This window comes from Bradyrhizobium sp. Ash2021 (assembly GCF_031202265.1).
Lineage (GTDB): Bacteria > Pseudomonadota > Alphaproteobacteria > Rhizobiales > Xanthobacteraceae > Bradyrhizobium.
On record NZ_CP100604.1, the window covers coordinates 4165573 to 4187349 of the forward strand.

The following is a 21777-nucleotide window of genomic DNA, read 5'->3' on the forward strand; positions in this document are numbered from 1 at the left end:
CGACGCTGGCGATCATTCTACCCCAATCGCTGGTCCCGTGCGTCCTGGCTATCTTCGGTGGCAGCCTTCACCGCGGCGCTTGCCGCGCCCTTGCGGCTGGAAATCTCGACCGCCTGGCGCCCCGAAATCTCGTGGCCGGCATCGTCGGGCATCTGCCAGAAGAAATACGACGACACCGCCGAAATGATCGCGACAACGATGAAGGCCGGCGCGAATACGCCGGCCGTCAGTTCGGTGGCGCGATGCAGGGCGAGGTTGGTTTCCACCGAGAACGCGCCGACGGCGACGCCGGCGGAAACCGCCAATTGCTGGTTGACGCTGACCAGCGTGGTGGCGCGGCTCATCTGCGCCGGTTCGACCTCGGCATAGGCGACGGTGTTGATCGCCGTGAATTGCAACGAGCGGAAGAAGCCGCCGACCACGAGGATGATGAAGATCAACATTAGCGGCGTCGTCACCGTGAACAGCGCGCAGGCCGCCAGAAAGACCGAACTGACGACGGCATTGATCGTCATCATGTTGCGAAAGCCGAAGGTGCGGATAATGCGCGCCGCCAGCGTCTTCATGCCCATGGCGCCGACCGCGGAGGAGAAGGTCACGAGGCCGGACTGGAACGGGGAAAGGCCGAAGCCGACCTGCATCAACAGCGGCAGCAAAAACGGCAGCGCGCCGATGCCGAGCCGGAACAGGAAGCCGCCGATGATCGCGGCGCGCAGCGTCGGCAGCCGCAGCATCGCAAAGTCCAGCACCGGCGATCTCGTCTTCCGCGCATGCACGACGTAAAGCGTCATCGAGATCGAGCCGATGGCAACGAGGCCGGCGACGATCGTCCATGGCAAGAGGTTGAGGCCGGCGACCGAGAGGCCGAAGGCAATGCCGGCCAGCCCGATGCCGGCCAGCAGCAGCCCTTTGAGGTCGAAGCGCTCGGGATCCTCGCTGCGGATCGGGTCGATGTATTTCATTGCCATGTAGATGCCGAGCAGCCCGATCGGGATGTTGATCAGGAAGATCCAGTGCCAGGAGAAATAGGTGGTGATGAAGCCGCCGAGCGGCGGACCGATCACCGGGCCGATCAGCGCCGGCACCGTCACCCACGCCATCGCATTGACCAGCGCGCTCTTGTCGATCGAGCGCAGCAGCACCAGCCGCCCGACCGGCGTCATCATCGCACCGCCGAGGCCCTGCAGGATGCGTGCGATCACGAAGTCCGTGACCGAAGTCGACAGCGCGCAGCCGATCGATCCCAGCATGAAGACGCCGATGGCGATCGAGAACACCATCCGCGCGCCGAAGCGATCGGCGGTCCAGCCGCTGGCCGGAATGAACACCGCCAGCGACAGCAGATAGGACGTGATCGCAAGCTTCAGCGTCAGCGGGCTGGTGCCGATATCGGCCGCGATCGCCGGCAGCGAGGTCGCGATCACCGTCGAGTCCATGTTTTCCATGAACAGGGCGGTGGCCACGATGAGCGGGATCAGGCGTTGTTTGTTCATCGAAATCGGAAGGCCGAAATGAGGCAGGCGAGGGGGCTGTATCATCCCCCCGTCACCCACGCTATTGCGGAACCGGCCAAACCACCTAAATCCTGCGTGACGCTGGTATGCACCGAGCCAGGTGCCCGAATCTTGCGATAATGAGAGGCTTGCGATGATCTACGTGCTGGCCGCTTTGCTGCCGCCGCTCGGCCTGCTGCTGAACGGGCAGCCGTTTTCGGCGATCTTCAACCTGGTCCTGATGGTGTTTTGCGCGCTTTTCGGGCTGGTTTTCCACGTCCTGCTGCTGGTGCCCTCGGCGCACGCGGTGATCGCGGTCCACATGAAGCGGGGAGACCGCCGGCACCGGGAGGTGGTGGAGGCGATCCGCCGGCACGGCCAGCCGCGGGGTTATTCTCGCTAGCGCTGCGAAAACCGGGTTATCCTCGCTAGCCTCCAACGCGGCCGGCTTCGCAAAAAGCCTGTGCATGGCTGGCAAACGCTTTGATTCGGCGTCCCGCCATGCTATCGACCGCCGTCAACCCCACCGATGGGCTTCGATTCGACGGCGATGCCGGTAGCATCGCCGAAGGCGACGTTCATCCGTAAATCATATCGCGGCGGATGGCCGCCAAAAGGAGTTGGCAATGGCGCAGGGACTTCAGGCAATCCGCGAAGCCTATACGTTCGACGATGTGCTTCTAAAACCCGGTCTCTCGGACATCCTGCCCTCCGAGGCCGATATCCGCTCCCACGTCACCCGCGCGATCCCGCTCAATATTCCGATCATCGCCTCCGCGATGGACACGGTGACCGAAGCACGCATGGCGATCGCGATGGCGCAGGCCGGCGGCGTCGGCGTCATCCATCGCAATTTCGATGTCGAGGGCCAGGCCGCCCAGGTGCGGCAGGTCAAGAAGTACGAATCCGGCATGGTGGTCAATCCGCTGACGATCGGTCCCGACGCGATGCTGTCGGACGCGATGGCGCTGATGAACGACCACGGATTCTCCGGCATTCCCGTGGTGACGGGCGCGACCAAGGGTGTGCCCGGAAAACTGGTCGGCATTCTCACCAACCGCGATGTGCGCTTTGCGACCGATCCGCGCCAGAAGATTTCCGAACTGATGACGCACGAAAACCTGGTCACGGTGCGCGAAGGCGTCAGCCAGGACGAGGCCAAGCGGATGCTGCACAAGCACCGCATCGAAAAACTGCTCGTGGTCGACGATCAATATCGCTGCGTCGGCCTGATCACCGTCAAGGACATGGAAAAGGCGGTCGCGCATCCGCTGGCCTGCAAGGACGCGCAAGGCCGCTTGCGCGTGGCCGCGGCGACCACCGTCGGTGAGGGCGGCTACGAGCGTACCGAGCGGCTGATCGATGCCGGCGTCGACCTGATCGTGGTCGACACCGCCCATGGCCATTCCTCGCGGGTTCTGGAGGCCGTCAACCGCATCAAGCGGCTCTCCAACGCGGTGCAGGTCATCGCCGGCAATATCGCGACGAAAGAGGGCGCGCAGGCGCTGATCGATGCCGGCGCGGATTCGATCAAGGTCGGCATTGGGCCGGGCTCGATCTGCACCACGCGCATCGTCGCCGGCGTCGGCGTGCCGCAGCTCACCGCGATCATGGACGCGGTGGAAGCCGCGAAGAGGGCTGATATCCCCGTGATCGCCGACGGCGGCATCAAATATTCCGGCGATCTGGCCAAGGCGCTCGCCGCCGGCGCCGATATCGCGATGGTCGGCTCGCTGCTGGCCGGCACCGACGAGACGCCGGGCGAAGTGTTTCTCTGGCAGGGCCGCTCCTACAAGGCCTATCGCGGCATGGGCTCGGTCGGCGCGATGGCGCGCGGCTCGGCCGACCGCTATTTCCAGCAGGACATCAAGGATACGCTGAAACTGGTGCCGGAGGGCATCGAGGGCCAGGTGCCGTACAAGGGCCCGGTCGGCAATGTCATGCATCAGCTCGCCGGCGGCCTGCGCGCCGCGATGGGCTATGTCGGGGCGCGAAACCTCGCCGAATTCCACGACAAGGCGCAGTTCGTGCGCATCACCGGCGCCGGCTTGCGCGAGAGCCACGTCCACGACGTCACCATCACGCGCGAGAGCCCGAATTACCCGGGCGGGGTCTAGTTGAATGATCGATTGGTCGGACGAACGAATCGCCGCGCTTTCAAAACAGGATTTGAAGAACCTGCTCGCCAATGCCGAGCGGAAATCCGCCGCCGAGATCGTCGCGCGATGCAAGGCCGAGATGGAGAAGCGCGATACGTCCAGGCCGCGCAACCCGTCGAAGCCGCGTACCGAGGTGAAAGAACTCGAGCACGCCATGTCGGAGCAACTCGCCGAAATCGGCAAGGCGATGGCCGCTAAATACGATCTGTCGGAGGAGACCGCGAAAGCAAGGTCTGCGGGCGTCAAGGGCTTCAAGGCCCACAAACTGCTGGATTCCAAAGGCTACGCGAAACTGGGCGGCATGCAGCGCGACGGCTCGGTTGCGGTCGACCGCTATATTTCATACCGGCGCGGCAAGGATATCGTCTCGCTCGGCGTCTTTCTCTTGAAGGACCAGCCGGTCGAAGCCCACGAGTTTCACGTGATCGCGCCGCTAGCCCTGCTCGACAGCGGAAAGCCGATCGCGGAAATTCGTCCCACCGCGACCGAAGCGCAGAAGCAGACCGCGGATAGCGGGCTTGCCTTCACGGATCTGCCGAGCGCCGCTGCCGCGTTCGAAGCGGCACTCGCCAAAATCGCGGCCTGATATCTTACAAAATATGCTCTAATGGAAATTAGAGAGCGTCATTGCGAGCGCAGCGAAGCAATCCATAGGGCCACAAAGCAAGTGTGGATTGCTTCGTCGCTTTGCTCCTCGCAATGACGAAATAACAATAAACCGGAGGAAACAATCATGTCGCAGCCAGCAAAACGCGTCGTTCTCGTCGCTCGTCCCGTCGGCGAGCCCAAGACATCTGATTTCCGCATTGAAGATTACACGGCACCGACGCCCGGTCCGGGCGAGGTGCTGTTGCGCACCATCTGGCTGTCGCTCGATCCCTATATGCGCGGGCGCATGAGCGAAGGGCCGTCCTATGCGGCGCCGGTACCGATCGGCGGCGTGATGGAGGGCGGCACGGTCAGCGAGGTCGCAGCTTCCAACAATCCCGGTTTTGCCAAGGGCGACATCGTGCTGTCGCGCGCCGGTTGGCAGACCCATGCCATCTCCGACGGCAAGGGATTGGCAAAAATTGATCCAAAAATCGCACCGATCTCGACCGCGGTTGGCGTGCTCGGCATGCCCGGCATGACCGCCTATACCGGCCTGCTCGATATCGGCAAGCCGCAGGCCGGCGAGACCGTGGTGGTTGCGGCCGCCTCCGGCGCGGTCGGCTCGGCGGTCGGACAGATCGCGCGGATCAAAGGCGCACGCGCGGTTGGCATCGCCGGCGGCAAGGACAAGTGCGACTACGTCAAAAAGGAGCTCGGTTTTGACGATTGCCTCGATCACCGCGATGTCAATCTTGCGGCGAAGCTGAAAGAGGCCTGCCCGAAAGGCATCGACGTTTACTTCGAGAATGTCGGCGGCGCGGTGTTCGAGGCGGTATTCCCGCTGCTCAACGCGTTCGCCCGTGTGCCGGTGTGCGGCCTGATCGCGCATTACAACGACACCGAGGCATCAGCGCCGAAATGGGCGTCGGCGATGATGCGCAACGTGCTGACCAAGCGCCTCACCATCCGCGGCTTCATCGTCAGTGATTTTGCCGCGCGTTACGGCGATTTCCTGCGCGACATGTCGACCTGGGTGCGCGAGGGCAAGGTCAAGCACAAGGAGTTCGTCACCGAAGGCCTCGACAGCGCGCCCGCCGCCTTCATGGGCCTGCTGAAGGGCGCCAATTTCGGCAAGCAGCTCGTGCGCGTCGGGCCCGACCGAGCGTAACCGCCGCATCGTGGATCAACCGCGAAGCCGCAATTCGTGATGTTGTCGCGCGGCCGCCTCACGCCACCTTGAAGCAATGTGAGAGGATTTGGCAGTCAAGCGGGCCGTTGACTTCCCATGTGTCGCATTGGGAGGCCGTTCATCGTTGGCCTCTCTCATTCCTGGAGAAGATCAATGACCAACCTTACCGTTCTATCGGCCGGCTTGATCGCGGCCGCCATGCTGGCAACGCCTGTCGCGGCTCGTGAGCATCACGTGACGCGGCATTATGCGGTGGACTCCAACGTCGGCACCGCGCCTCCCCCGGTCTATCTCAGGGGGCAGTCCTGCAATCCGGGGCCGCGCGTGGGCGCGTTCGCAACGGCCCCGTGGGATACGGCACCGCCTTGCTAGCTTCCCCGGCCTATTCCGTGCAGGGATACTGACGGGCTCTCGTGGCGCTTCGCTGTTCAAGCGGGCGTCCGGATCATCGGCACCGGTCCGCCGCGCCGGGCGGCGGACCCTGAAATGACACCGATCTTGCCTGCTTGGTCAGGCAGGCGCGAGACGCGATGCGCGGCGATCTCTGATCTCAAGCGCCAGCGCTGTGCCGCCGTAGAGGATCGCAAGCGCCCACAGCGTCAGGGATTCGCTTCGCGCGTCGAACAGCGGCGCGCCGAGCTGGCTGAGTTTGACGAAGCCGTCGATCGCGGCACTGCTCGGCACCAGAATTGATGCGATCCTGATGGCGTGAGGAATGGCTTCCGGGGGCCAGGCGAAGCCGGCCAGGAAGAAGAACGGCAAGCCGATCGCCGCAAAAGCAAGCTGGACCGCCAGCGGCGAGCGGAAGATCGCGGCGATCACCATGCCGAGCCCGCTGACGGCGAGCACAAAGGGAAGCGCGAGGATCAGAATCTCGACCGCCGACCCGAGCCGCGGCAGGCCGTAGAGATACGGCAGGACGATCAGATAAAATGGCAGCACCACTGCTTCGAGCACGAGGTAGGCCAGAAGCTTTCCGGCGACGCTCGCGAGAGGCCCGGCATTGGCTGCGGCGCCGTCGCGCGAGCCGAACCGGCCGCCGGGCAGCGTGCCGAGCAGCCCCACGCCGATCAGCAGCGTCTGCTGCAGCAGCAACACGAACGCGGCCGGCAGCAGATATGTCGCATAGCCGGCTTGCGGGTTGAACAGTGCGACAGCGGTCAACGGCATGGGGTCGGCCGCGGCGCTGGCGAACGCGGGTTCGACGCCGGCCGCGATCAGCCGTGCGGTTTCGACCTCGGTCCCCAGCGTTCGCGCAGCCGCGCTGACGCCGCCCGATATGCGCTGATAGGTGAGGAAGTAACTGGCGTCGGCGTAGAGCGCGACCGGCGAGGGCCGGCCGTGCAGGAGGTCGCGCTCGAAGTACTGGGGGATCAGCAGGATGCCGGAGATTCGCCGCGCAAAGACTTCACGCTCGGCGGTCGCAAGGTCCGGCAGCGCCATGGTGATCGCGACATCGGGCGTGGCATCGACGCGGCGCGCCAGTTCGCGGCTGCCGAGCGTGTTGTCGCGGTCGACGATGGCGATCGGGAGGTCGCGCAGGGCCTCGTTGACATAGGGTTGAGGGTAAAACGCGGCATAGAGGATGGTGGCAACGACGAGCACGGAAAAGGCCGGCCGCAGCGTGAGGATCCGATGCAGTTCGTTTCGCAGCACGGCGAGCGTCGCTTTCATGGCACAGCCTCCCGGGCGGTATCCAATGCAGGGCGCTTGCCGGAGTCGGTCTGCTTGCGCCGCGTCTCGAGCAACAGGCCGAGCAGGGCGCCAAGGCCGGTCACAAAGGCGCAGAGAACGAACACCGGTTTCCAGGACAGGTCGAGTGGTGTTCCCCGGATGGTCTGGTCGATCCGCGCCATCAAGTACCAGGTGCCGGGCAGGATCTCGCCCCACCCATAGGCGAAGGCGTTCATGCCATGCCGCGGAAAACTCACGCCCATGTAGCCGAAGGCCGGCGCCGTCAGCAGCGATCCGATGCTGACGGCGCTGGCCATCGGCTTGAGGACGAGGGCCAGCACGGTGCCGATGAGCTGGCAGGCGAGGATGAAGAGAATGCCCGCGAACAGCAGCAGCGTTCCGCTGCCGCGTAGCGGCAAATCGAAGAAGTGAAAAAGAATGCTGTCCGAAACCAGCAGGATCGCCAGATAGAGGATGGTGTAGGGCAAAAGCTTGCCTGCGACCGCGGGCCACAGCCCGCCGCCCAGGCGTCGCAATATCCGCAGCCGGTGATTGGTCTCGATATCCATTCCGGCCGAATAGGACGATGTCGTCACGATCACGATCTGCAGCAGGCTGGGCAGCAGCGCGGCGAGCAGAAAATGCACGTAGTTCAGCGTCGGATTGAACAGCGCGTTGGTTTGCACCGGAATCGGCGTGAGGTCGGCCTGCGCAACATCGGCGGGCTGGCCCTGTTCGGTCCGCAGCGACAGGCGAATGCCGGCGGCTGCCGTCGGCACCGCATTGCTGACGCCGCGCAGAACGATGTTTCCGGAGGTCATCTTCTGGGTGTTGTAGAAGAACACCACCTCCGGCCGGCGGCCGGCGAAGACGTCGCGCTGCAGGTCTTTCGGCAGCATCAGCAGGCCGTAGATCTGGCCCGACTGAATCAGCTGCCGCCCCGCCGCGAGTTCGCCGACATGGACCTCGACGGCGGCATCCGGCGTCGCGTCGACCATCCGGACGACGGTGCGCGACAGGTCGGAATTATCCAGATCGAGGACGCCGATCGGCAGCCGGGTCGCCAGTCCCGCGCTGAAAATCGCGATCAGCAACGCCATCAGACCGAGCGGCACCAGCGTCGTCAGGGCGAGCAGGAAATAACGCCGGCGAAGCCAGCGCAGCTCCCGCCAGAACACCAGGCGGAAGCCAAACCGAAGGCCGGCGCGCGATCGCATTTCAGCGTCCTCGTTCGGCCCAGGACGCAATCGCGCTCATGCCCGGCCGCAATCCCTCTCTTGGCTGGACCGGCGCGGCGCGGACCTCGAAGGTGCGCAGGTCGAATTCGCCGGTGGCGCGCGTCGCCCGCCAGGTCGCATATTGTCCCTGCACGTTGATCACGGTGACGCGTACCGGAATGCGCTCCGACCGCAGCGCCGGAACCGTCACCTCGAAGGTGTCGCCGACCTTGAGGCCGCCAAGCAGATCCTCGCGCAGATTGAACGTGAACCAGACGTTGCGGATGTCGACCATCGAAAACAGCGGCGCGCCGGCGCTGAAATTTTCGCCGAGTTCGGCAATCCGGGTCGTGACCTGGCCCGCGATCGGGGAGCGAATGACGAGTTCTGCGATGTCGACTTCGCGCTGGCTCAGGGCTGCCTCGGCCTGCTTGACCTGAGCCGCGGCAAGCGCGCGCTCCTCGGGGCTGGCACCGGCGACCGCGAGCTGCAGCGCCGCGTCGGCCGCGTCTTTCTTCCGCGCCGCCATTTCGAGATTGCGGGTGGCTTCGTCGACCCGCGCCTGCGGCGCATTGCCGGTACTTGCCAGCTGGTTCTGCCGGTCGAAGGTTTCCTTGGCGAGGATTACGTCGGCTTGCGCGGCGGCGGAATCGGCACGGCGGGCGGCGATCGTTTCGGGCCGCGTGCTGTTGATGCGGGCGAGGTCGGCATTGGCGACGCTGAGCGCGGCGCGGGCGGCAACCAGGGCGGCCACAAGTTGCGGGCTGTCGAGTTCCGCGATCGTCGTTCCGCGCTCGACCATGTCGCCGACATTGGCCCCGAGCTTGCCGATGCGGCCCCCGACGCGCGGGCTGATGTCGACGCGATCGGCCGAAACTTCGCCCTGAATGGTCAGTGGCGGCGGGCGCGTCGCCAGCCAGACGGCGACGCCGAACGCTCCCAGGACCACCAGTCCGACGATCCAGCGAACCGCGTTCGACTTTGCCATCTTTATCCCCTTATCACCGGCAACGGCGCCCGGGCATTTTCGTGCCAATACGGCATTGCCAACCGTATTCGACCTCATCCGCCGGAATGAATCAATCACGTCACCGAACGCCGGAAATGAGGCCGGCCCCCTCCGGCCGCGCCAGTGTCGAACCGGCGGCACCTGCGCCGCCGGGCTATCGCTTCAACAAGGAGTCCAGATCGATATCGACCTGGCCCTTTGCGGTGACGTAACGCACCTCAAAGCTGTCGGGCGCAAAGCGGTATTCCACCAGCCCGGTTTGCTTGATGCCGATCAGTTCCTGTTGCGCATCTGAGATGACAAAGCCGGCGGACGGCGCCCAGACGTGGCGGACACGGCGAAAAGTGAAATCGCGGCGCTGATGGACGTGGCCCGAGGCGACCAGCCGCAGATCGACCTTGCCCAGCATGTCGATCAGCCGGCGGCGTGCGGGCTCCGGCACGTAGCGTATTGCCGACTCGGCAAGTTCGGGATCGCCGGGCGTGTTGAGAAAAAGCGGCTTGTGCACGAACAGCGCCACCGGCTTGCCGTTGACGTGCGCGAGCCGCGAGGCCAGCCAGTCGAACTGCTCGGCCTCGCTATCGAGCCCGGTGTTCATGACCAGCGAATTCAGCCCGATAAAGCACCAGCCGGCTTCCTCAAAGCGCCAGCGATCTTCGCCGATGACCGAACGAAAAGTCTTCAGGCGTTGTTCCGTCGTCGGATGGGTGGGAACAGGCCCCACCGCCGTCGGGTTGTCGCCGATGTCGTGATTGCCCGGCAAATGGCGGCAGGGCACGGGCAGTGCTGCGTGCAGCGTCCTGGCGAATTCAAGATCGTCGGGATGGGTCGGGGCGTCGAACGCGAGATCGCCGGTGTTGACGACGAGATCGGGGCGCGTCGCCTCGATATGTTCGCTGACGCGATGGAAATTTTCGGTCAGGGTTGTCAGGCGGCGGGCGAGATGGGTATCGGAAATCTGGGTCAGGCGGAATTCGGGCATGCGTTATTCCTTCCGGCGCCGATTATATATTTGTCGGCGACGGATTGATGAAATTCCAGCCGTCATTGTCGGCGCGATCGGGATTGCAGTGAAGGTTGTTTGAAGGGTTGTCTGAAAAATTGTTCGAATCGAGAAGCCGCAGCCGGCGCGTCGACGTTCAGAGCAGGCGATAGCGGATCGCAAAGGCGTCGTTGGCCTCGGCCTGCGCGGTCACGGAATCGCCGGGCAATTCGGCGATATGGGCCGCGCCAGCCAGCATCGGGGAGGTGATGTTCATCGCGCCATCCCGCGGGGCCGCGTCAAAGCCAAAGCTCAAATCACTGGAACTCTGGATAGTTGGTCACCGGAGCGCGGGTTGTGGTTCAAGCCGGCCGGACCGGGTTCATTGTCAGGGGGGTGCGCGGCCGCTATTGCTTAAACCTCGCTTGCCCTGGGGGAGATTCTGATGTCGGTTCAAATGGTTTTGCTGCCGGTCTTCGTGCTGGTCGGTCTCACCTTCGCCCTGCTGCTTTGGATGGCCTCGGCGCGCTCCCGTGCGATCACGGGCCGGGAAATCAGCCTCAAGGACATTGCGCTCGGCCAGCCGAACTGGCCGGAACGCGCCACCCAGATCGCCAATTGCTTCAGGAACCAGTTCGAGATTCCCTTGCTGTTCTATGCCCTGATCGCGCTGGCGCTGCCGCTGCGCCACGCCGATCTCTTCATCGTGCTGATGTCGTGGGTATTCGTGGTGACGCGCTTTGCCCACGCCGGCATCTTCGTGACCTCGAACGACGTCCGGACGCGTTCACTCGCCTGGTTCGCCGGCGTGCTGGTGCTGCTGGCGATGTGGATCTATTTCGCGCTGAAGATTTTGCTGTTGATCTGAACGCGCACGAGCATGATCCGGAAAAGTGGGTACCGGTTTTCCGAAGAGATTATGCTCAAACAAGAAGTCCAACCGAAAGCCCTAGATGACTCCCGCTGCCCGGCTGTCCGCAGCCATTGAACTGATCGAAACCATCGACGCCCAGCGCGTTCCCGCGGCGAAAGCGCTGAAGGAGTGGGGCACCGCGCACCGCTATGCCGGCTCCGGCGACCGCGCCGCGATCTCCGGCCTGCTCTGGGACGTGCTGCGCCGGCGCGCCTCGAGCGCGTGGCTGATGGACGCCGACACGCCGCGCGCCCGGGCGCTCGGCATGCTCAAGCTCGAGCGCGGCATGGACGTCGATGCCATCGCAGCGCTCTGCGACGGCGGACGCTTTGCGCCGGAGCCGCTGAGCGAGGCCGAGCGCGCGGCGCTGACCTCGCGGTCGCTCGAGGGCGCGCCGGCCCACATCGCCGGCGATTATCCGGAATGGCTCGATCCCTATCTGGCGCAGGTGTTCGGCGACGATCGCGTCGCCGAGGCGACCGCGATGGCGAGCCGGGCGCCGCTCGATCTGCGCGTCAACACGCTGAAGGCTACGCGCGAAAAACTGCTGCCGCGGCTCAAGCATCTCGGCGCCAGCGAGACGCCGTGGTCGCCGATCGGGCTGCGCATCGAACTCGGCGCCGACGCGCGCAATCCCGGCGTCCATGCCGAGGAGGATTTCATCAAGGGCGCCATCGAAGTGCAGGACGAGGGCTCGCAGCTCGCCGCCCTGTTGTCGGCGGCAAAGCCCGGCGAGCAGGTGATCGATCTCTGCGCCGGCGCCGGCGGCAAGACGCTGGCATTGGCGGCGATGATGCAGGGCAAGGGCCGGCTGATCGCGACCGACCACGACAAGCGGCAGCTCGCGCCGATCTATGAACGGCTGTCGCGCGCCGGCGTCCACAACGCCGATGTCCGCACGCCGAAGGGGGCGAACGATACGCTGACCGACATCCACGCCTCCGCCGATCTGGTGCTGATCGACGCGCCCTGCACCGGGACGGGCACGTGGCGGCGCAACCCCGACGCCAAATGGCGGATGCGCCCGGGCGCACTCGAAGTGCGGCTGAAGGACCAGATCGCGGTGCTCGATCGCGCGAGCGCCCTGGTCAAGCCGGGCGGGCGGATCGCCTATATCACCTGCTCGGTGCTATCAGCCGAAAACGGCGACCAGATCAAAAACTTTCTCGCGCGCCATCCGGAATTTTCGATGGTGCCGCCGGAGCAGACCGCAAGCGTGCTGTGGGACAAGGCCGAGGATTTTGCCAAGGCGGCGCTGCAGTCGCCGGAAGGCTGGCTGATGACCCCGCGGCGCACCGGGACGGATGGGTTTTTTGTCTCGGTGCTGAAGAAGGCGGCTTCCTGACGACACGCCGACTCCATCCCCGTCATTGCGAGGAGCGAAGCGACGAAGCAATCCATTCTTCCTTTACGCTGCAAGATGGATTGCTTCGCTGCGCTCGCAATGACGGGGATGGACTGCGCGCTCGTCAATCCACAATAAAAATCTTCGCACCGGTTTTGGTCGACGAACGATGCGCGGCGTCTCCATGGTCCGAGACCTGGTAGCTCATGCCCGGCAACAGCTTGAAGGCGCGGCCGTCGCGCAATTCGGTGTCGAGTTCGCCCTCGACGACGTAAAGCACGTGGCCGCGGTCGCAGCAGTGGTCGGCGAGATAGCCGGGCTCGAGAATCCGACTCCATCAACGTCATTGCGAGGAGCGAAGCGACGAAGCAATCCATTCTTTCTTTACGCTGCGAGGTGGATTGCTTCGCGGAGCCTGTCATCGGGCGCGCGTTCGAGCGACCCGGTGGCTCGCAATGACGACCATCTAATGCGCCAGATGATTGGCCGAGCCCTGCACGATCTTGCCCTGCGCATCCAGCCGCAGATATTCGCAAATCCTCGCGCCGCGCTCGTTCGCGTAGAACACGATGAGGCTGTCAGGGCTGATGAACAGATCGATCAGGGTGAAGTGCAAATCGGGCAGCAGCGTCAGCGCTTTTCCCCAATAGATCCGGATCTTGGCCTTGCCTGCTAATGTTCCGGCGGAGTCGAAGCCGAGGGCCTGGATCTTGTCCGAGGTCATTTCGGCGTCCTCGGCATAGAGGGCCAGCACCCGCTCGAGGTCGCGTGAATTCCAGGCGGCGATCCATTCGCGCCCAAGCGCTGCGAGCTGCGTGGCGTCGTGAGCCGTCGGCATGTTTTCCTCCCAAAATTCCTGTTGAGTTTATGGTTGGACAAATTAGGTCAATGATACTGACCTAAATAGGTCATGTCCATGCCCGCAGAAGCATGTGGGCCAGTGCTTTGCCGCGGTTGCGAGCCAGCCCCCCGTCGCGTATCTGCTTGCCATGACAGCAGCCACGCCCGCCCGCGAGTCGACGCCAACAGTGGCCTCGGCGCATGACAAGATTCTGATCGTCGATTTCGGCAGTCAGGTGACGCAACTGATCGCGCGAAGGGTGCGCGAGGAGGGCGTCTATTCCGAGATCGTGCCGTTCCAGAAGGCCGAAGCGGCCTTCAAGGAAATGAAGCCGAAAGCGGTGATCCTCTCCGGCGGGCCTGAGTCGGTGCATGAGGCAGGCTCGCCGCGCGCGCCGCAAGCCATCTTCGATTCCGGCGTTCCCGTGCTCGGCATCTGCTACGGCCAGATGACCATGGCCGCCCAGCTCGGCGGCGAGGTCGAGGGCGGGCATCACCGCGAATTCGGCCGCGCCGATGTCGAGGTCAAAGCCCAAAGCAAGCTGTTCGAGTCCGCCTGGGGCATGGGCGAACGCCATCAGGTCTGGATGAGCCATGGCGACCGCATCACCAAAATGCCGCCGGGCTTTATCGTTGCCGGCGTGTCGCCGAACGCCCCGTTCGCCGTGATCCAGGACGAGAAGCGCAAATATTACGGCCTGATGTTCCACCCCGAAGTGGTGCACACGCCCGACGGCGCCAAGCTGCTGCGCAATTTCGTCCGCAAGGTCGCAGGCCTCACCGGCGACTGGACCATGCGCGCCTTCCGCGAGGAGGCGATCGAGAAGATCCGGGCGCAGGTCGGCAAGGGCAGGGTGATCTGCGGCCTTTCCGGCGGCGTCGACTCCGCCGTGGCCGCGGTGCTGATCCACGAGGCGATCGGCGACCAGCTCACCTGCGTGTTCGTCGATCACGGCATGCTGCGGCTGGATGAGGCCAGGACCGTCGTCGACCTGTTCCGGCACCACTACAACATCCCGCTGGTCCACGTTGATGCGTCGAAGCAATTCTTGGGCGAACTCGCTGGCGTCACCGACCCCGAGATCAAGCGCAAGACCATCGGCCGCCTGTTCATCGACGTGTTCGATGTCGAGGCAAAAAAGATCGGCGGCGCGGACTTTCTGGCGCAGGGCACGCTCTACCCCGACGTGATCGAGAGCGTCTCCTTCACCGGCGGCCCGTCGGTAACCATCAAGTCGCACCACAATGTCGGCGGCCTGCCGGCGCGCATGAACATGAAGCTGGTCGAGCCCTTGCGCGAATTGTTCAAGGACGAGGTCCGCGTGTTGGGCCGCGAACTCGGTCTCCCCGAAATCTTCGTCGGCCGCCATCCGTTCCCAGGCCCGGGCCTTGCAATCCGCTGCCCCGGCGAGATCACGAAGGAAAAGCTCGACATCCTGCGCAAGGCCGACGCCGTCTATATCGATCAGATCCGCAAAGCCGGCCTCTACGACACCATCTGGCAGGCCTTTGCCGTGCTGCTGCCGGTCAAGACCGTCGGCGTGATGGGCGACGGCCGCACCTATGATTTCGTCGTCGGCCTGCGCGCGGTCACTTCGACCGACGGCATGACCGCCGACTTCTATCCCTTCGACATGAAGTTTCTCGGCGAGACCGCGACGCGGATCATCAACGAGGTGAAGGGGGTGAACCGGGTGGTGTATGACGTGACGTCTAAGCCGCCGGGGACGATTGAGTGGGAGTAGGAAAAACGATGGAGGTCGGTCTTTCTAGCATGGTTTTCGCATAGAAGCGTGGTTTTGCGTACTACCGCGACCACATCATGTTTCTGCTCTAGATTTGATGGAGCTTTACGGGGCAGCAAACCTTCCCAAGGAGGGCTTGGAGGCGCGAAGCCCGGCTTTTTGGAATTGCAATTACCAGGAGGCGCTCCGCGCGCGACGCTCCAACGTAGATTTTGCGCGCCTCCTCATCCTGACCGTCAGACGCGTTGCCCTCTAGCAGGTCGAGAATCCCGGCTGCGGTCTTGGTGGTCATCACCACGCAGACGGCAGGGAACTCCAGACCCTTGGCAGAATGGATAGTGCGCGCTGGTGGAGAATTGGCGGGTGCGCAGTCTAATGCGGTGGCCAGATCTCCGTGTGCTCTCAGGCGCTGTTTGATGCTCGACGCCGCAATGAGCCCCTTTGCAAGAAGCTCGCGGGCTCTCTCCAACCACTGGTCGGCTTTGTCCGTTGGGTTGAATCGAAGGCCGTGGGCGAGAGCAATGACCTCTGGGCGCCAACCGCCATCTTCAAGCCCCTCACTTGCCAAATAGGTGTGGTAGCCACCGAGTGAGCTGATGCGTCCCTGAACCAAAAGGATGACGCGGTGTAGGTTAACCAAGGCATCTCGCCGGTTTCCGACAGCAAACGCGAAATGATAGTTCATAGCCGCTTCAGCCAGAACAATGGTCATGTGGCTGGTCGGCTTGATAGTGGGCTGACCAATCGCTTTACAGGCGCTATTGCGCGTGGACGCCAGCACCGGCGCGCTCTGCAGCGGAATGCCGAGTTCTTCGACGACACTCTGAAACGTTGAACCAATCGCGGGAGATACCGCACCGCCGCTATAAGAAATGATATGAACGGGTGTCGTATCATTTCTATACGGGCCTACGGAATTGTCAGGATTAGACCGTGAGGAAGGTGGCCGAAGCGCCACGATCGCAGCACAGATGGCGGGCGTAGAGCGAAAATTCCCGCTCATCGGCAGCTGATCGTTTGGGTCAAAGGTGGCTGCGAACTTATAAAGCTCGTTCGTCACTCCGCCCCGAAATTCGTAGATTGACTGGTGAGGATCGCAAATAACCTTCACGGTGATCTCGGATCTCCGCAACCAGTTGACAATAGCCAGATCGGCGGGATTGCAGTCCTGGGCCTCATCTACGACGATCTCGCAAAACCTGGCTGAAAGGGCTTCGCCGACACGTTTCGCGAAAGCTGCGTCTCCCAAACGTTCTTGAACGCTGACGCGCACGTCATCAAAATCGACTTGCCCTTGGCTCCTTGCATTCTTGATGATCGCAATTGCCTGCGTCTCATGTGCGCTGATTTTTCGTGTCGTGACGTCGAAACCCTCATCTTTCGCAAGCGCGGGGTCGACCTTACCGGTAGCTCTGTCGAAGCAACGTAGGGAAAGTGGCTGGGCGCCGTCGTATGGCGGCTTCACCTCCCAATTGCTCTTGTCGGGAATGAGCTTTGGCACGCGATCGCAACCAGGGATACCGAAAGGCGTTATTAAGAACTGCCACAGGAAGCGGTCGAAAGTTCCGATAAAGCTTGGGAAAAGTGGCGAAGGGAGAATGCCGAACGCTCTTAGGCGTGCTTCCAATTCATCCACTGCGGCGTTGGTGAAGGAGAGAAATGCGACGCCGCGACGATCTGTGGGCTTGCTCAGCAACTGCCGAGCACGCTCGACCATTGTCCTGGTCTTGCCGGCGCCGGGGCAAGCCGTCACGAAAGCAGCGCCGGCGTGATCGATGATTTCCTGCTGCTGTTTGGTAGGAGCGTACGAAGGCATAGTCACAGCGCGACTACCTCCTCGATTGCTCGCGCAATATACTCGGGGACCTGAAAGGGCTCTTCGCCGTCCTCGATCAGTCGCGCGAGAATCTGGGCGAAATCACCCTTTCGGGTCTTCTTGAATATCTCGTGGATTTTCTTCGCTCGCCCGTCGCCGCTAAGCGCGACAGCGTTATCCCACTTCTTCTTCGATTTGGGATGAAGCATGAGGTAGGCTTTACGCAGCATGGCGCTATTGCCGGCCCCGAGGAGTTCGGATTCCAAAGAGTAGACGCTCGTGATCGCTGCAAGATGATCGGTTGCGCCGAGGGTCTTTGCCAACGTTTCCAGCTTAGCCTTGCGCAATTCGCCTGGGATTGGCGGTTCTCCAGCGTCGGCTGCGCCGTCCGAGGCCGCGGGGGGCGCTTCTGCTTGTTCATAATCCGAGGTCGCTGACACCTCGTTCGCTTCAGTAGCCTCCTTTTCGGTCGTTTCCTCGTCGTCCTCATCTTGGTCGTCGCCCGTTCCCTTGTCACCGTCCGTGATGATGACGATACGATCGGCGATACGCGCCCCGTTTACGGAGGTAAGCAATAACGTTGCGTATGGAGTGAAATCGACCCCGTCGATGGGGACGAAGACCGTAGACATGAATAGCCGAAGTTTGTCCGGATGATCCTTGAGCGTGTGATATTTTGCAATCGCGGGCAGAAGAAGCGCCTCTGCAATACCCTCAACGAGCAAGACTCGTCCACCGAACAGCAACGCTGCTTTTGTCACGTCGAGATAGCGGTCGACCTTACGACGCTCGACCTCATCAAGCGGAATTTGGGACAGAGGAATACAGAGCGTCGACCTACGCACGGCTGCTGCTGTCATCGTGGCCGTGAGGACATTGGTGTTTGCGTCGTTGGTGTGAATTTGATCGACGGCAAGACTGCTTTCGATGACTGCGGCGTCGGCTGCGATTGGGTCGATAGGGGTCTCTTCAGGTGGTCGCGGCGCGGTTGTGACGATCGATTTGAAGACGACAAGTCGGTCGCTGCTGACCCACGCCGAGAGGTTGGGGGAGTGCGTTGCCACGATTACTTGCAGCTCACCCGACGGGGAGTGGTCAGCCGGCTCTTCATTGCGCGACTGCTCGGCCTGGTCCCGAAGAAACGCCAGGACTGCGGCTTGGAGCTGAGGATGGAGGTGAGCCTCCGGCTCTTCGACAAGAAATAGGGTCAGGTCAGCAGTGCGAACTTTTTCAAGCTCGACCGCGATGATGGCCATGAATAGAAGATTGGCGTAGCCGTGACCTGAGTATCGGAGATCTTCAGGATCGACGCCGTGGTCGGCGAGCTTAAACTTGAGGTCACGAGCAATATCGATCAGGGCTTCATCGGGGGTGAACCCCAACGAGGCGGTCTGACGGCGCACCCCCGAGGTGAGCGCCGTCAGGCTCTTTGCGACTGCGCCGTCTACCTTGGCCAGGACGTCGTGCGAGTTGGTCCTGGCGAGTTCTTTGGCGAGCTGCTCTGGCGTCGTGTCGTCCAAGAAGTGGTTCAAAAGCGCCAGAATTCGTGTCGGATTCCCGGACGCCAAGGAGTGTTTCGCATCTCGTAGCGGCGGCAGGTAAACGTGCCGAACCATATCGTGACAGCCGGGCTCGGGAGCGTTGCCGTCTTTTCCGGCCCAAACGATCGGCCTCGAGCCCGGCCGTGCAGCATCGAAGCGTAAGCCGAAGCATGCTTGAGTTAGAGAGGAATCCACAGCGGCCGAAATAAAGCGTCCCTGCTGCCCAATCGAGAGTTCGGCAAAACGACCCTCTATCTCGAATGAGTTTATGGTGCTCTGGAAACGAACGTCGGTGGACTCGCAGTAAATCTCTCGCCTTCCCCCAAGCGGAGATGTAAGGAGACGCATCGCGTCAATGGCATTGCTTTTGCCACCGTTGTTTTCGCCAACGAAGACGGTAAGGTCTTTTTGCAGTTCGATTGTCGCGTTAGCGAATGACCGAAACCTATTGAGTTTAATATTTTTGAGATACATTGAGCCCCCCGAGACTCACGAAGCATAGAGTAGTGCAGGGAATTTCTCGATAGTATTAGTTGTGGAATGCACGCATATCCCGGTGTGCCATTTGAGGCAGTGAACCGTAGGAGGGGTTATGCCGACAGAATTTGAAGACGCATTCGAAGCGATTGCGAGCGCAATGGTGCGTGCGGCAAAGGAATGTTCGGCAAGCATGGCGTCTGCCGAAGCCGAGCGGCACGGATTGCGCGAACTGGGTGACGGAAAGCCGTCTCAGATTCACGTCTGGGAAAGAAGCGAGAGTGACACTATGCTCCGGTTTCAATGGCGATGGTATGATCAGTCGAAGACGTTCTCAATTCAGCCTGACATGAACATACTGTCTCTAGAGCTTCGACAGGCCAATGCGGTTTTGCAGAAGGCTGAGGAGCGCTTTGAGGATTGAAGCTGTGCCCAACACGCACAAGCTAACTCTCAAGTATGTCTGGGAGCAAGAGCGGGTCCCGGTCGTCCTACGGCGGACCGGGAAGGGCCAGCGTTTGAGAGCGCGCCTGCCTTATGCAGACACCAATCGCCAGTGGCTTCAGAATGGAAGGCGCGTCTCACCTGCGTGGATCGACGTCAAAAAATACTGGGAGTTTCCCAAGACATGGTTCAATGATTTCGTAGAGCGTGCATTGGTGAAATACAGCCAAGTTTACATTATACAGCCGTATCGCGAACAGGAAAAATGCTCGCCGGCTTGTCAGAATGCGATGGGGTATGAGTGTCAATGTTCCTGCATGGGTCTCTATCATGGGGCGGGAAATGATGGCACCTGGTTCGAGGTTTCCGACACTTTCGCGACCCGATGGGGCGGTCAGGAACTCGCGTGTCGATTGATGACCGTAAAGTAGAGTTCACTGACGCTTGGTCAGCAGAGGAGACGCCTCTGCTGATTTGAAACCCGGCGATTGCCCGACGGGCAAATCACTTGCCGATGGTCAAAATCCTTTGTCCAGCCCCTTTTGCAAAAATATTTCGCTTCACCCCGACGGGCAAATCAAGGGCATAACTCCGCGCGTCTCACCCAAGAGAGGGGCGGGTCGCGATCGTCACGGACGTTGCGGTGGGATGCGGTGGACGCGGGAGTTGCGCAAGACGAACGCAGCTGACGCGTACGGCGAAGTCGTGTGGTTCTGACGCCGCGGTGCTGGCGTCAAGCTTGCGGTAGTAATCGCAGGCGACGGTGGCAAGAAAGCCGTTCACCGGGGAGAGCACGAAGTAAGCCGTAAAACCATTGCGCAGGGAAGGCCGGATGCTCTCCGCTGAACCTGTATGCTCGTGTGCGCATTCTTGATGCACATATGCACGCGAGACCGCGGGTGCAGCGCGCACCCGGCTTTCCCTGCGCCCTCTACGTGGTGAGAGGGTGAAAAAATTGCCAAGCCTCGGGCATCTCATGCCGCGAGAATGCGGACCCATACCTCACGCTGTTTGAAATCTAAATCAGGAATGCGGCGCGGTTCGCCGGGACGACTTAGTGAGCCAAACATCGTCACATCGTGGACTGCGGGTCCGGCGCAGTCGTAGGGCTCAACCGCGTGCTCGGAGTAGAGCAAACAATCTATTCCTTCAAGCTAACCGCGCGCCAAGCGTGCGCGAACCTTGTCAGCCGCGGGTCTCGGCACTGGTATGCTTCAGATAGTGACTTCAAGCTATTCCAGTCCGCGCCTCCCGCGTCAGCGCATTTTCGTCCCGCGAGTTCGCTTGTCATCAATGTGACTTCGGGCTTTGTTGGTAGCGCCCGAGCGGCTCTTCACGTGATCGATGAAGGCTCGCAGTTTCGGCGTCATTTGATGGCGGCTGGGATAGTAGAGAAACACACCCGGCGCCATCGGCGCGAACGGCTGCAGAACCTGCACGAGTTTTCCTGCCTTGACCGCGCCGGCAGCGATCGGCTCGGGCACCTGCGCAAGGCCCAATCCTTCGACGGCCGCGCCAAGCATTGTGGGCATGTCGTTGGCGATCAAAGGTCCGGAAACGACGACTTCGACGGCCTCGTTGCCGCTGACAAAGGACCAGGGCGCGATCGACCCGTTTGAGCGGCGCATGCGCAGGCAGGCGTGCCGGCGCAGATCGTCGATGCATTCCGGCCGCCCCCGCCGCCGCAGATAGTCGGGGCTACCGACCACAGTCAGCGGGTGCGACGGCGTCAGACGCACCGCGATCATATCGGCCTCGATGAACTGGCCTTGCCGGATGCCGGCGTCAAATCCTCCGGCAGCGATATCTACCAGCTCCGCGCTTGCGGCGACCTCCACCTCGACCTCGGGATAGGCTTGGCAGAACGACGCGATCAGCCGCTCCAGCAGGATCGGCACCACCGCCCGCGGCACCGTGAGGCGCAACAGTCCGGCAGGCCGCTGCCCAAGGTCACGCGCAACCTCGCTTGCGGCGACGAGTTCCTCAAAAGCAGGCTTGGCGCGTAACAGAAATCGTTCGCCGGCTTCGGTCAACCCGACACTGCGCGTCGTGCGTATGAAGAGCGCTGCGCCGACCCGCGCCTCAAGCGTACGTACGGCCTGGCTGATCGCAGAAGGCGTCACCGCAAGCTCTGCCGCCGCTTTGCGAAAATTGCGGTGCTGGGCAACGCTGAGGAACGCTTCCACGCCATCGAGCGCGCCCTGCCTGACTGTGAAGTTCTGCTTCATGGCCCAACGACATTATCGCGGATAGTCGCTCGCGGGAAGCGGTCGTACATCGGAGTTGCAAATCAGGAGCGCCGCTGATGTCGAGCCCCAACATTCGCGACACCACGGCGATCT

At 62.4% G+C, this 21777-nt stretch carries 18 protein-coding genes and 1 pseudogene; 9 read left to right on the forward strand and 10 right to left on the reverse strand.

All coding sequences use genetic code 11. The features are described 5' to 3' along the window. Nucleotides 1-17 precede the first annotated feature (17 nt). The gene (locus tag NL528_RS19670; protein ID WP_309184330.1) at nt 18-1493 is read right to left on the reverse strand and encodes an MFS transporter; all 1476 of its coding nucleotides are present in this window, start codon (nt 1491-1493) and stop codon (nt 18-20) included. A 154-nt stretch (nt 1494-1647) separates the two neighbouring features. Here NL528_RS19670 and NL528_RS19675 point away from each other — a divergent pair, with 154 nt between their 5' ends. From NL528_RS19675 to NL528_RS19695, 5 genes are all read left to right on the forward strand, one after another. Beyond that, nucleotides 1648-1896: a hypothetical protein gene (locus tag NL528_RS19675; RefSeq protein ID WP_309184331.1), complete on the forward strand. Its 249-nt coding sequence runs from the start codon at nt 1648-1650 to the stop codon at nt 1894-1896. A gap of 223 nt (nt 1897-2119) precedes the next feature. Then, on the forward strand, nt 2120-3610 hold the full coding sequence (gene guaB / locus NL528_RS19680; RefSeq protein ID WP_309184332.1) for an IMP dehydrogenase: 1491 nt from the start codon (nt 2120-2122) through the stop codon (nt 3608-3610). A gap of 4 nt (nt 3611-3614) precedes the next feature. Further along, entirely contained in the window at nt 3615-4238 is a 624-nt protein-coding gene (locus NL528_RS19685; RefSeq protein WP_309184333.1) for a hypothetical protein, read from the forward strand. A 147-nt stretch (nt 4239-4385) separates the two neighbouring features. Then, nucleotides 4386-5411 (forward strand): NADP-dependent oxidoreductase, encoded by a 1026-nt coding sequence (locus NL528_RS19690; RefSeq protein WP_309184334.1) that lies wholly within the window; start codon nt 4386-4388, stop codon nt 5409-5411. Between the two features lie 174 nt (nt 5412-5585). Beyond that, nucleotides 5586-5804: a hypothetical protein gene (locus NL528_RS19695; protein WP_309184335.1), complete on the forward strand. Its 219-nt coding sequence runs from the start codon at nt 5586-5588 to the stop codon at nt 5802-5804. A 138-nt stretch (nt 5805-5942) separates the two neighbouring features. Here NL528_RS19695 and NL528_RS19700 read toward each other — a convergent pair whose 3' ends face one another. The 4 genes from NL528_RS19700 to NL528_RS19715 form a co-directional block, all read right to left on the reverse strand. Continuing rightward, nucleotides 5943-7106, reverse strand: a complete 1164-nt coding sequence (locus NL528_RS19700; protein ID WP_309184336.1) for an ABC transporter permease — start codon at nt 7104-7106, stop codon at nt 5943-5945. Then, a complete protein-coding gene (locus NL528_RS19705) occupies nt 7103-8323 on the reverse strand; it encodes an ABC transporter permease (protein WP_309184337.1) in 1221 nt (406 codons plus the stop codon). The genes NL528_RS19700 and NL528_RS19705 overlap by 4 nt, the downstream gene beginning before the upstream one ends. A 1-nt stretch (nt 8324) precedes the next feature. Next, nucleotides 8325-9311 (reverse strand): efflux RND transporter periplasmic adaptor subunit, encoded by a 987-nt coding sequence (locus NL528_RS19710; protein ID WP_309184338.1) that lies wholly within the window; start codon nt 9309-9311, stop codon nt 8325-8327. Between the two features lie 175 nt (nt 9312-9486). After that, nucleotides 9487-10314 carry a metallophosphoesterase gene (locus NL528_RS19715; protein ID WP_309184339.1) on the reverse strand — a complete coding sequence of 276 codons (828 nt, stop codon included), beginning with the start codon at nt 10312-10314 and terminating at the stop codon, nt 9487-9489. A gap of 445 nt (nt 10315-10759) precedes the next feature. On the opposite strand from NL528_RS19715, the gene NL528_RS19720 reads away from it, so the two are divergent. Together NL528_RS19720 and NL528_RS19725 are read left to right on the forward strand one after the other, a co-directional pair. After that, entirely contained in the window at nt 10760-11182 is a 423-nt protein-coding gene (locus NL528_RS19720; protein WP_309184340.1) for an MAPEG family protein, read from the forward strand. A gap of 85 nt (nt 11183-11267) precedes the next feature. After that, on the forward strand, nt 11268-12572 hold the full coding sequence (locus tag NL528_RS19725; RefSeq protein WP_309184341.1) for an RsmB/NOP family class I SAM-dependent RNA methyltransferase: 1305 nt from the start codon (nt 11268-11270) through the stop codon (nt 12570-12572). Nucleotides 12573-12696: 124 nt separating this feature from the next. Here NL528_RS19725 and NL528_RS19730 read toward each other — a convergent pair. Beyond that, nucleotides 12697-12891, reverse strand: a pseudogene (locus NL528_RS19730) (DHCW motif cupin fold protein); the annotation flags it as partial. A 147-nt stretch (nt 12892-13038) separates the two neighbouring features. Further along, nucleotides 13039-13410 carry a nuclear transport factor 2 family protein gene (locus NL528_RS19735; RefSeq protein ID WP_309184342.1) on the reverse strand — a complete coding sequence of 124 codons (372 nt, stop codon included), beginning with the start codon at nt 13408-13410 and terminating at the stop codon, nt 13039-13041. A 151-nt stretch (nt 13411-13561) separates the two neighbouring features. Between NL528_RS19735 and guaA the strand changes: the two genes are divergently transcribed. Then, complete coding sequence (gene guaA, locus NL528_RS19740) at nt 13562-15157, forward strand: glutamine-hydrolyzing GMP synthase (protein WP_309184343.1); 1596 nt, start codon at nt 13562-13564, stop codon at nt 15155-15157. Nucleotides 15158-15245: 88 nt separating this feature from the next. Here guaA and NL528_RS19745 read toward each other — a convergent pair whose 3' ends face one another. Continuing rightward, nucleotides 15246-16973 (reverse strand): ATP-dependent helicase, encoded by a 1728-nt coding sequence (locus NL528_RS19745; RefSeq protein ID WP_309184980.1) that lies wholly within the window; start codon nt 16971-16973, stop codon nt 15246-15248. Nucleotides 16974-16975: 2 nt separating this feature from the next. Continuing rightward, on the reverse strand, nt 16976-18988 hold the full coding sequence (locus tag NL528_RS19750; RefSeq protein ID WP_309184344.1) for an AAA family ATPase: 2013 nt from the start codon (nt 18986-18988) through the stop codon (nt 16976-16978). Nucleotides 18989-19106: 118 nt separating this feature from the next. Between NL528_RS19750 and NL528_RS19755 the strand changes: the two genes are divergently transcribed. Beyond that, nucleotides 19107-19415 (forward strand): hypothetical protein, encoded by a 309-nt coding sequence (locus tag NL528_RS19755; protein ID WP_309184345.1) that lies wholly within the window; start codon nt 19107-19109, stop codon nt 19413-19415. 1276 nt (nt 19416-20691) lie between these two features. On the opposite strand, the gene NL528_RS19760 is transcribed toward NL528_RS19755, so the two are convergent. Beyond that, complete coding sequence (locus NL528_RS19760; RefSeq protein WP_309184346.1) at nt 20692-21663, reverse strand: LysR substrate-binding domain-containing protein; 972 nt, start codon at nt 21661-21663, stop codon at nt 20692-20694. Nucleotides 21664-21777: the final 114 nt, after the last annotated feature.

Coding starts and splice junctions, on each gene's coding strand:
- NL528_RS19710 (WP_309184338.1), bottom strand. CDS start 9,311: ATGGCAAAGTCGAACGCGGTTCGCTGGATCGTCGGACTGGTGGTCCTG.
- NL528_RS19745 (WP_309184980.1), bottom strand. CDS start 16,973: ATGCCTTCGTACGCTCCTACCAAACAGCAGCAGGAAATCATCGATCAC.
- NL528_RS19720 (WP_309184340.1), top strand. CDS start 10,760: ATGTCGGTTCAAATGGTTTTGCTGCCGGTCTTCGTGCTGGTCGGTCTC.
- NL528_RS19675 (WP_309184331.1), top strand. CDS start 1,648: ATGATCTACGTGCTGGCCGCTTTGCTGCCGCCGCTCGGCCTGCTGCTG.
- NL528_RS19755 (WP_309184345.1), top strand. CDS start 19,107: ATGCCGACAGAATTTGAAGACGCATTCGAAGCGATTGCGAGCGCAATG.
- NL528_RS19735 (WP_309184342.1), bottom strand. CDS start 13,410: ATGCCGACGGCTCACGACGCCACGCAGCTCGCAGCGCTTGGGCGCGAA.
- NL528_RS19700 (WP_309184336.1), bottom strand. CDS start 7,106: ATGAAAGCGACGCTCGCCGTGCTGCGAAACGAACTGCATCGGATCCTC.
- guaA (WP_309184343.1), top strand. CDS start 13,562: ATGACAGCAGCCACGCCCGCCCGCGAGTCGACGCCAACAGTGGCCTCG.
- NL528_RS19705 (WP_309184337.1), bottom strand. CDS start 8,323: ATGCGATCGCGCGCCGGCCTTCGGTTTGGCTTCCGCCTGGTGTTCTGG.
- NL528_RS19695 (WP_309184335.1), top strand. CDS start 5,586: ATGACCAACCTTACCGTTCTATCGGCCGGCTTGATCGCGGCCGCCATG.
- NL528_RS19690 (WP_309184334.1), top strand. CDS start 4,386: ATGTCGCAGCCAGCAAAACGCGTCGTTCTCGTCGCTCGTCCCGTCGGC.
- NL528_RS19760 (WP_309184346.1), bottom strand. CDS start 21,663: ATGAAGCAGAACTTCACAGTCAGGCAGGGCGCGCTCGATGGCGTGGAA.
- NL528_RS19670 (WP_309184330.1), bottom strand. CDS start 1,493: ATGAACAAACAACGCCTGATCCCGCTCATCGTGGCCACCGCCCTGTTC.
- NL528_RS19725 (WP_309184341.1), top strand. CDS start 11,268: ATGACTCCCGCTGCCCGGCTGTCCGCAGCCATTGAACTGATCGAAACC.
- NL528_RS19750 (WP_309184344.1), bottom strand. CDS start 18,988: ATGTATCTCAAAAATATTAAACTCAATAGGTTTCGGTCATTCGCTAAC.
- NL528_RS19715 (WP_309184339.1), bottom strand. CDS start 10,314: ATGCCCGAATTCCGCCTGACCCAGATTTCCGATACCCATCTCGCCCGC.
- guaB (WP_309184332.1), top strand. CDS start 2,120: ATGGCGCAGGGACTTCAGGCAATCCGCGAAGCCTATACGTTCGACGAT.
- NL528_RS19685 (WP_309184333.1), top strand. CDS start 3,615: ATGATCGATTGGTCGGACGAACGAATCGCCGCGCTTTCAAAACAGGAT.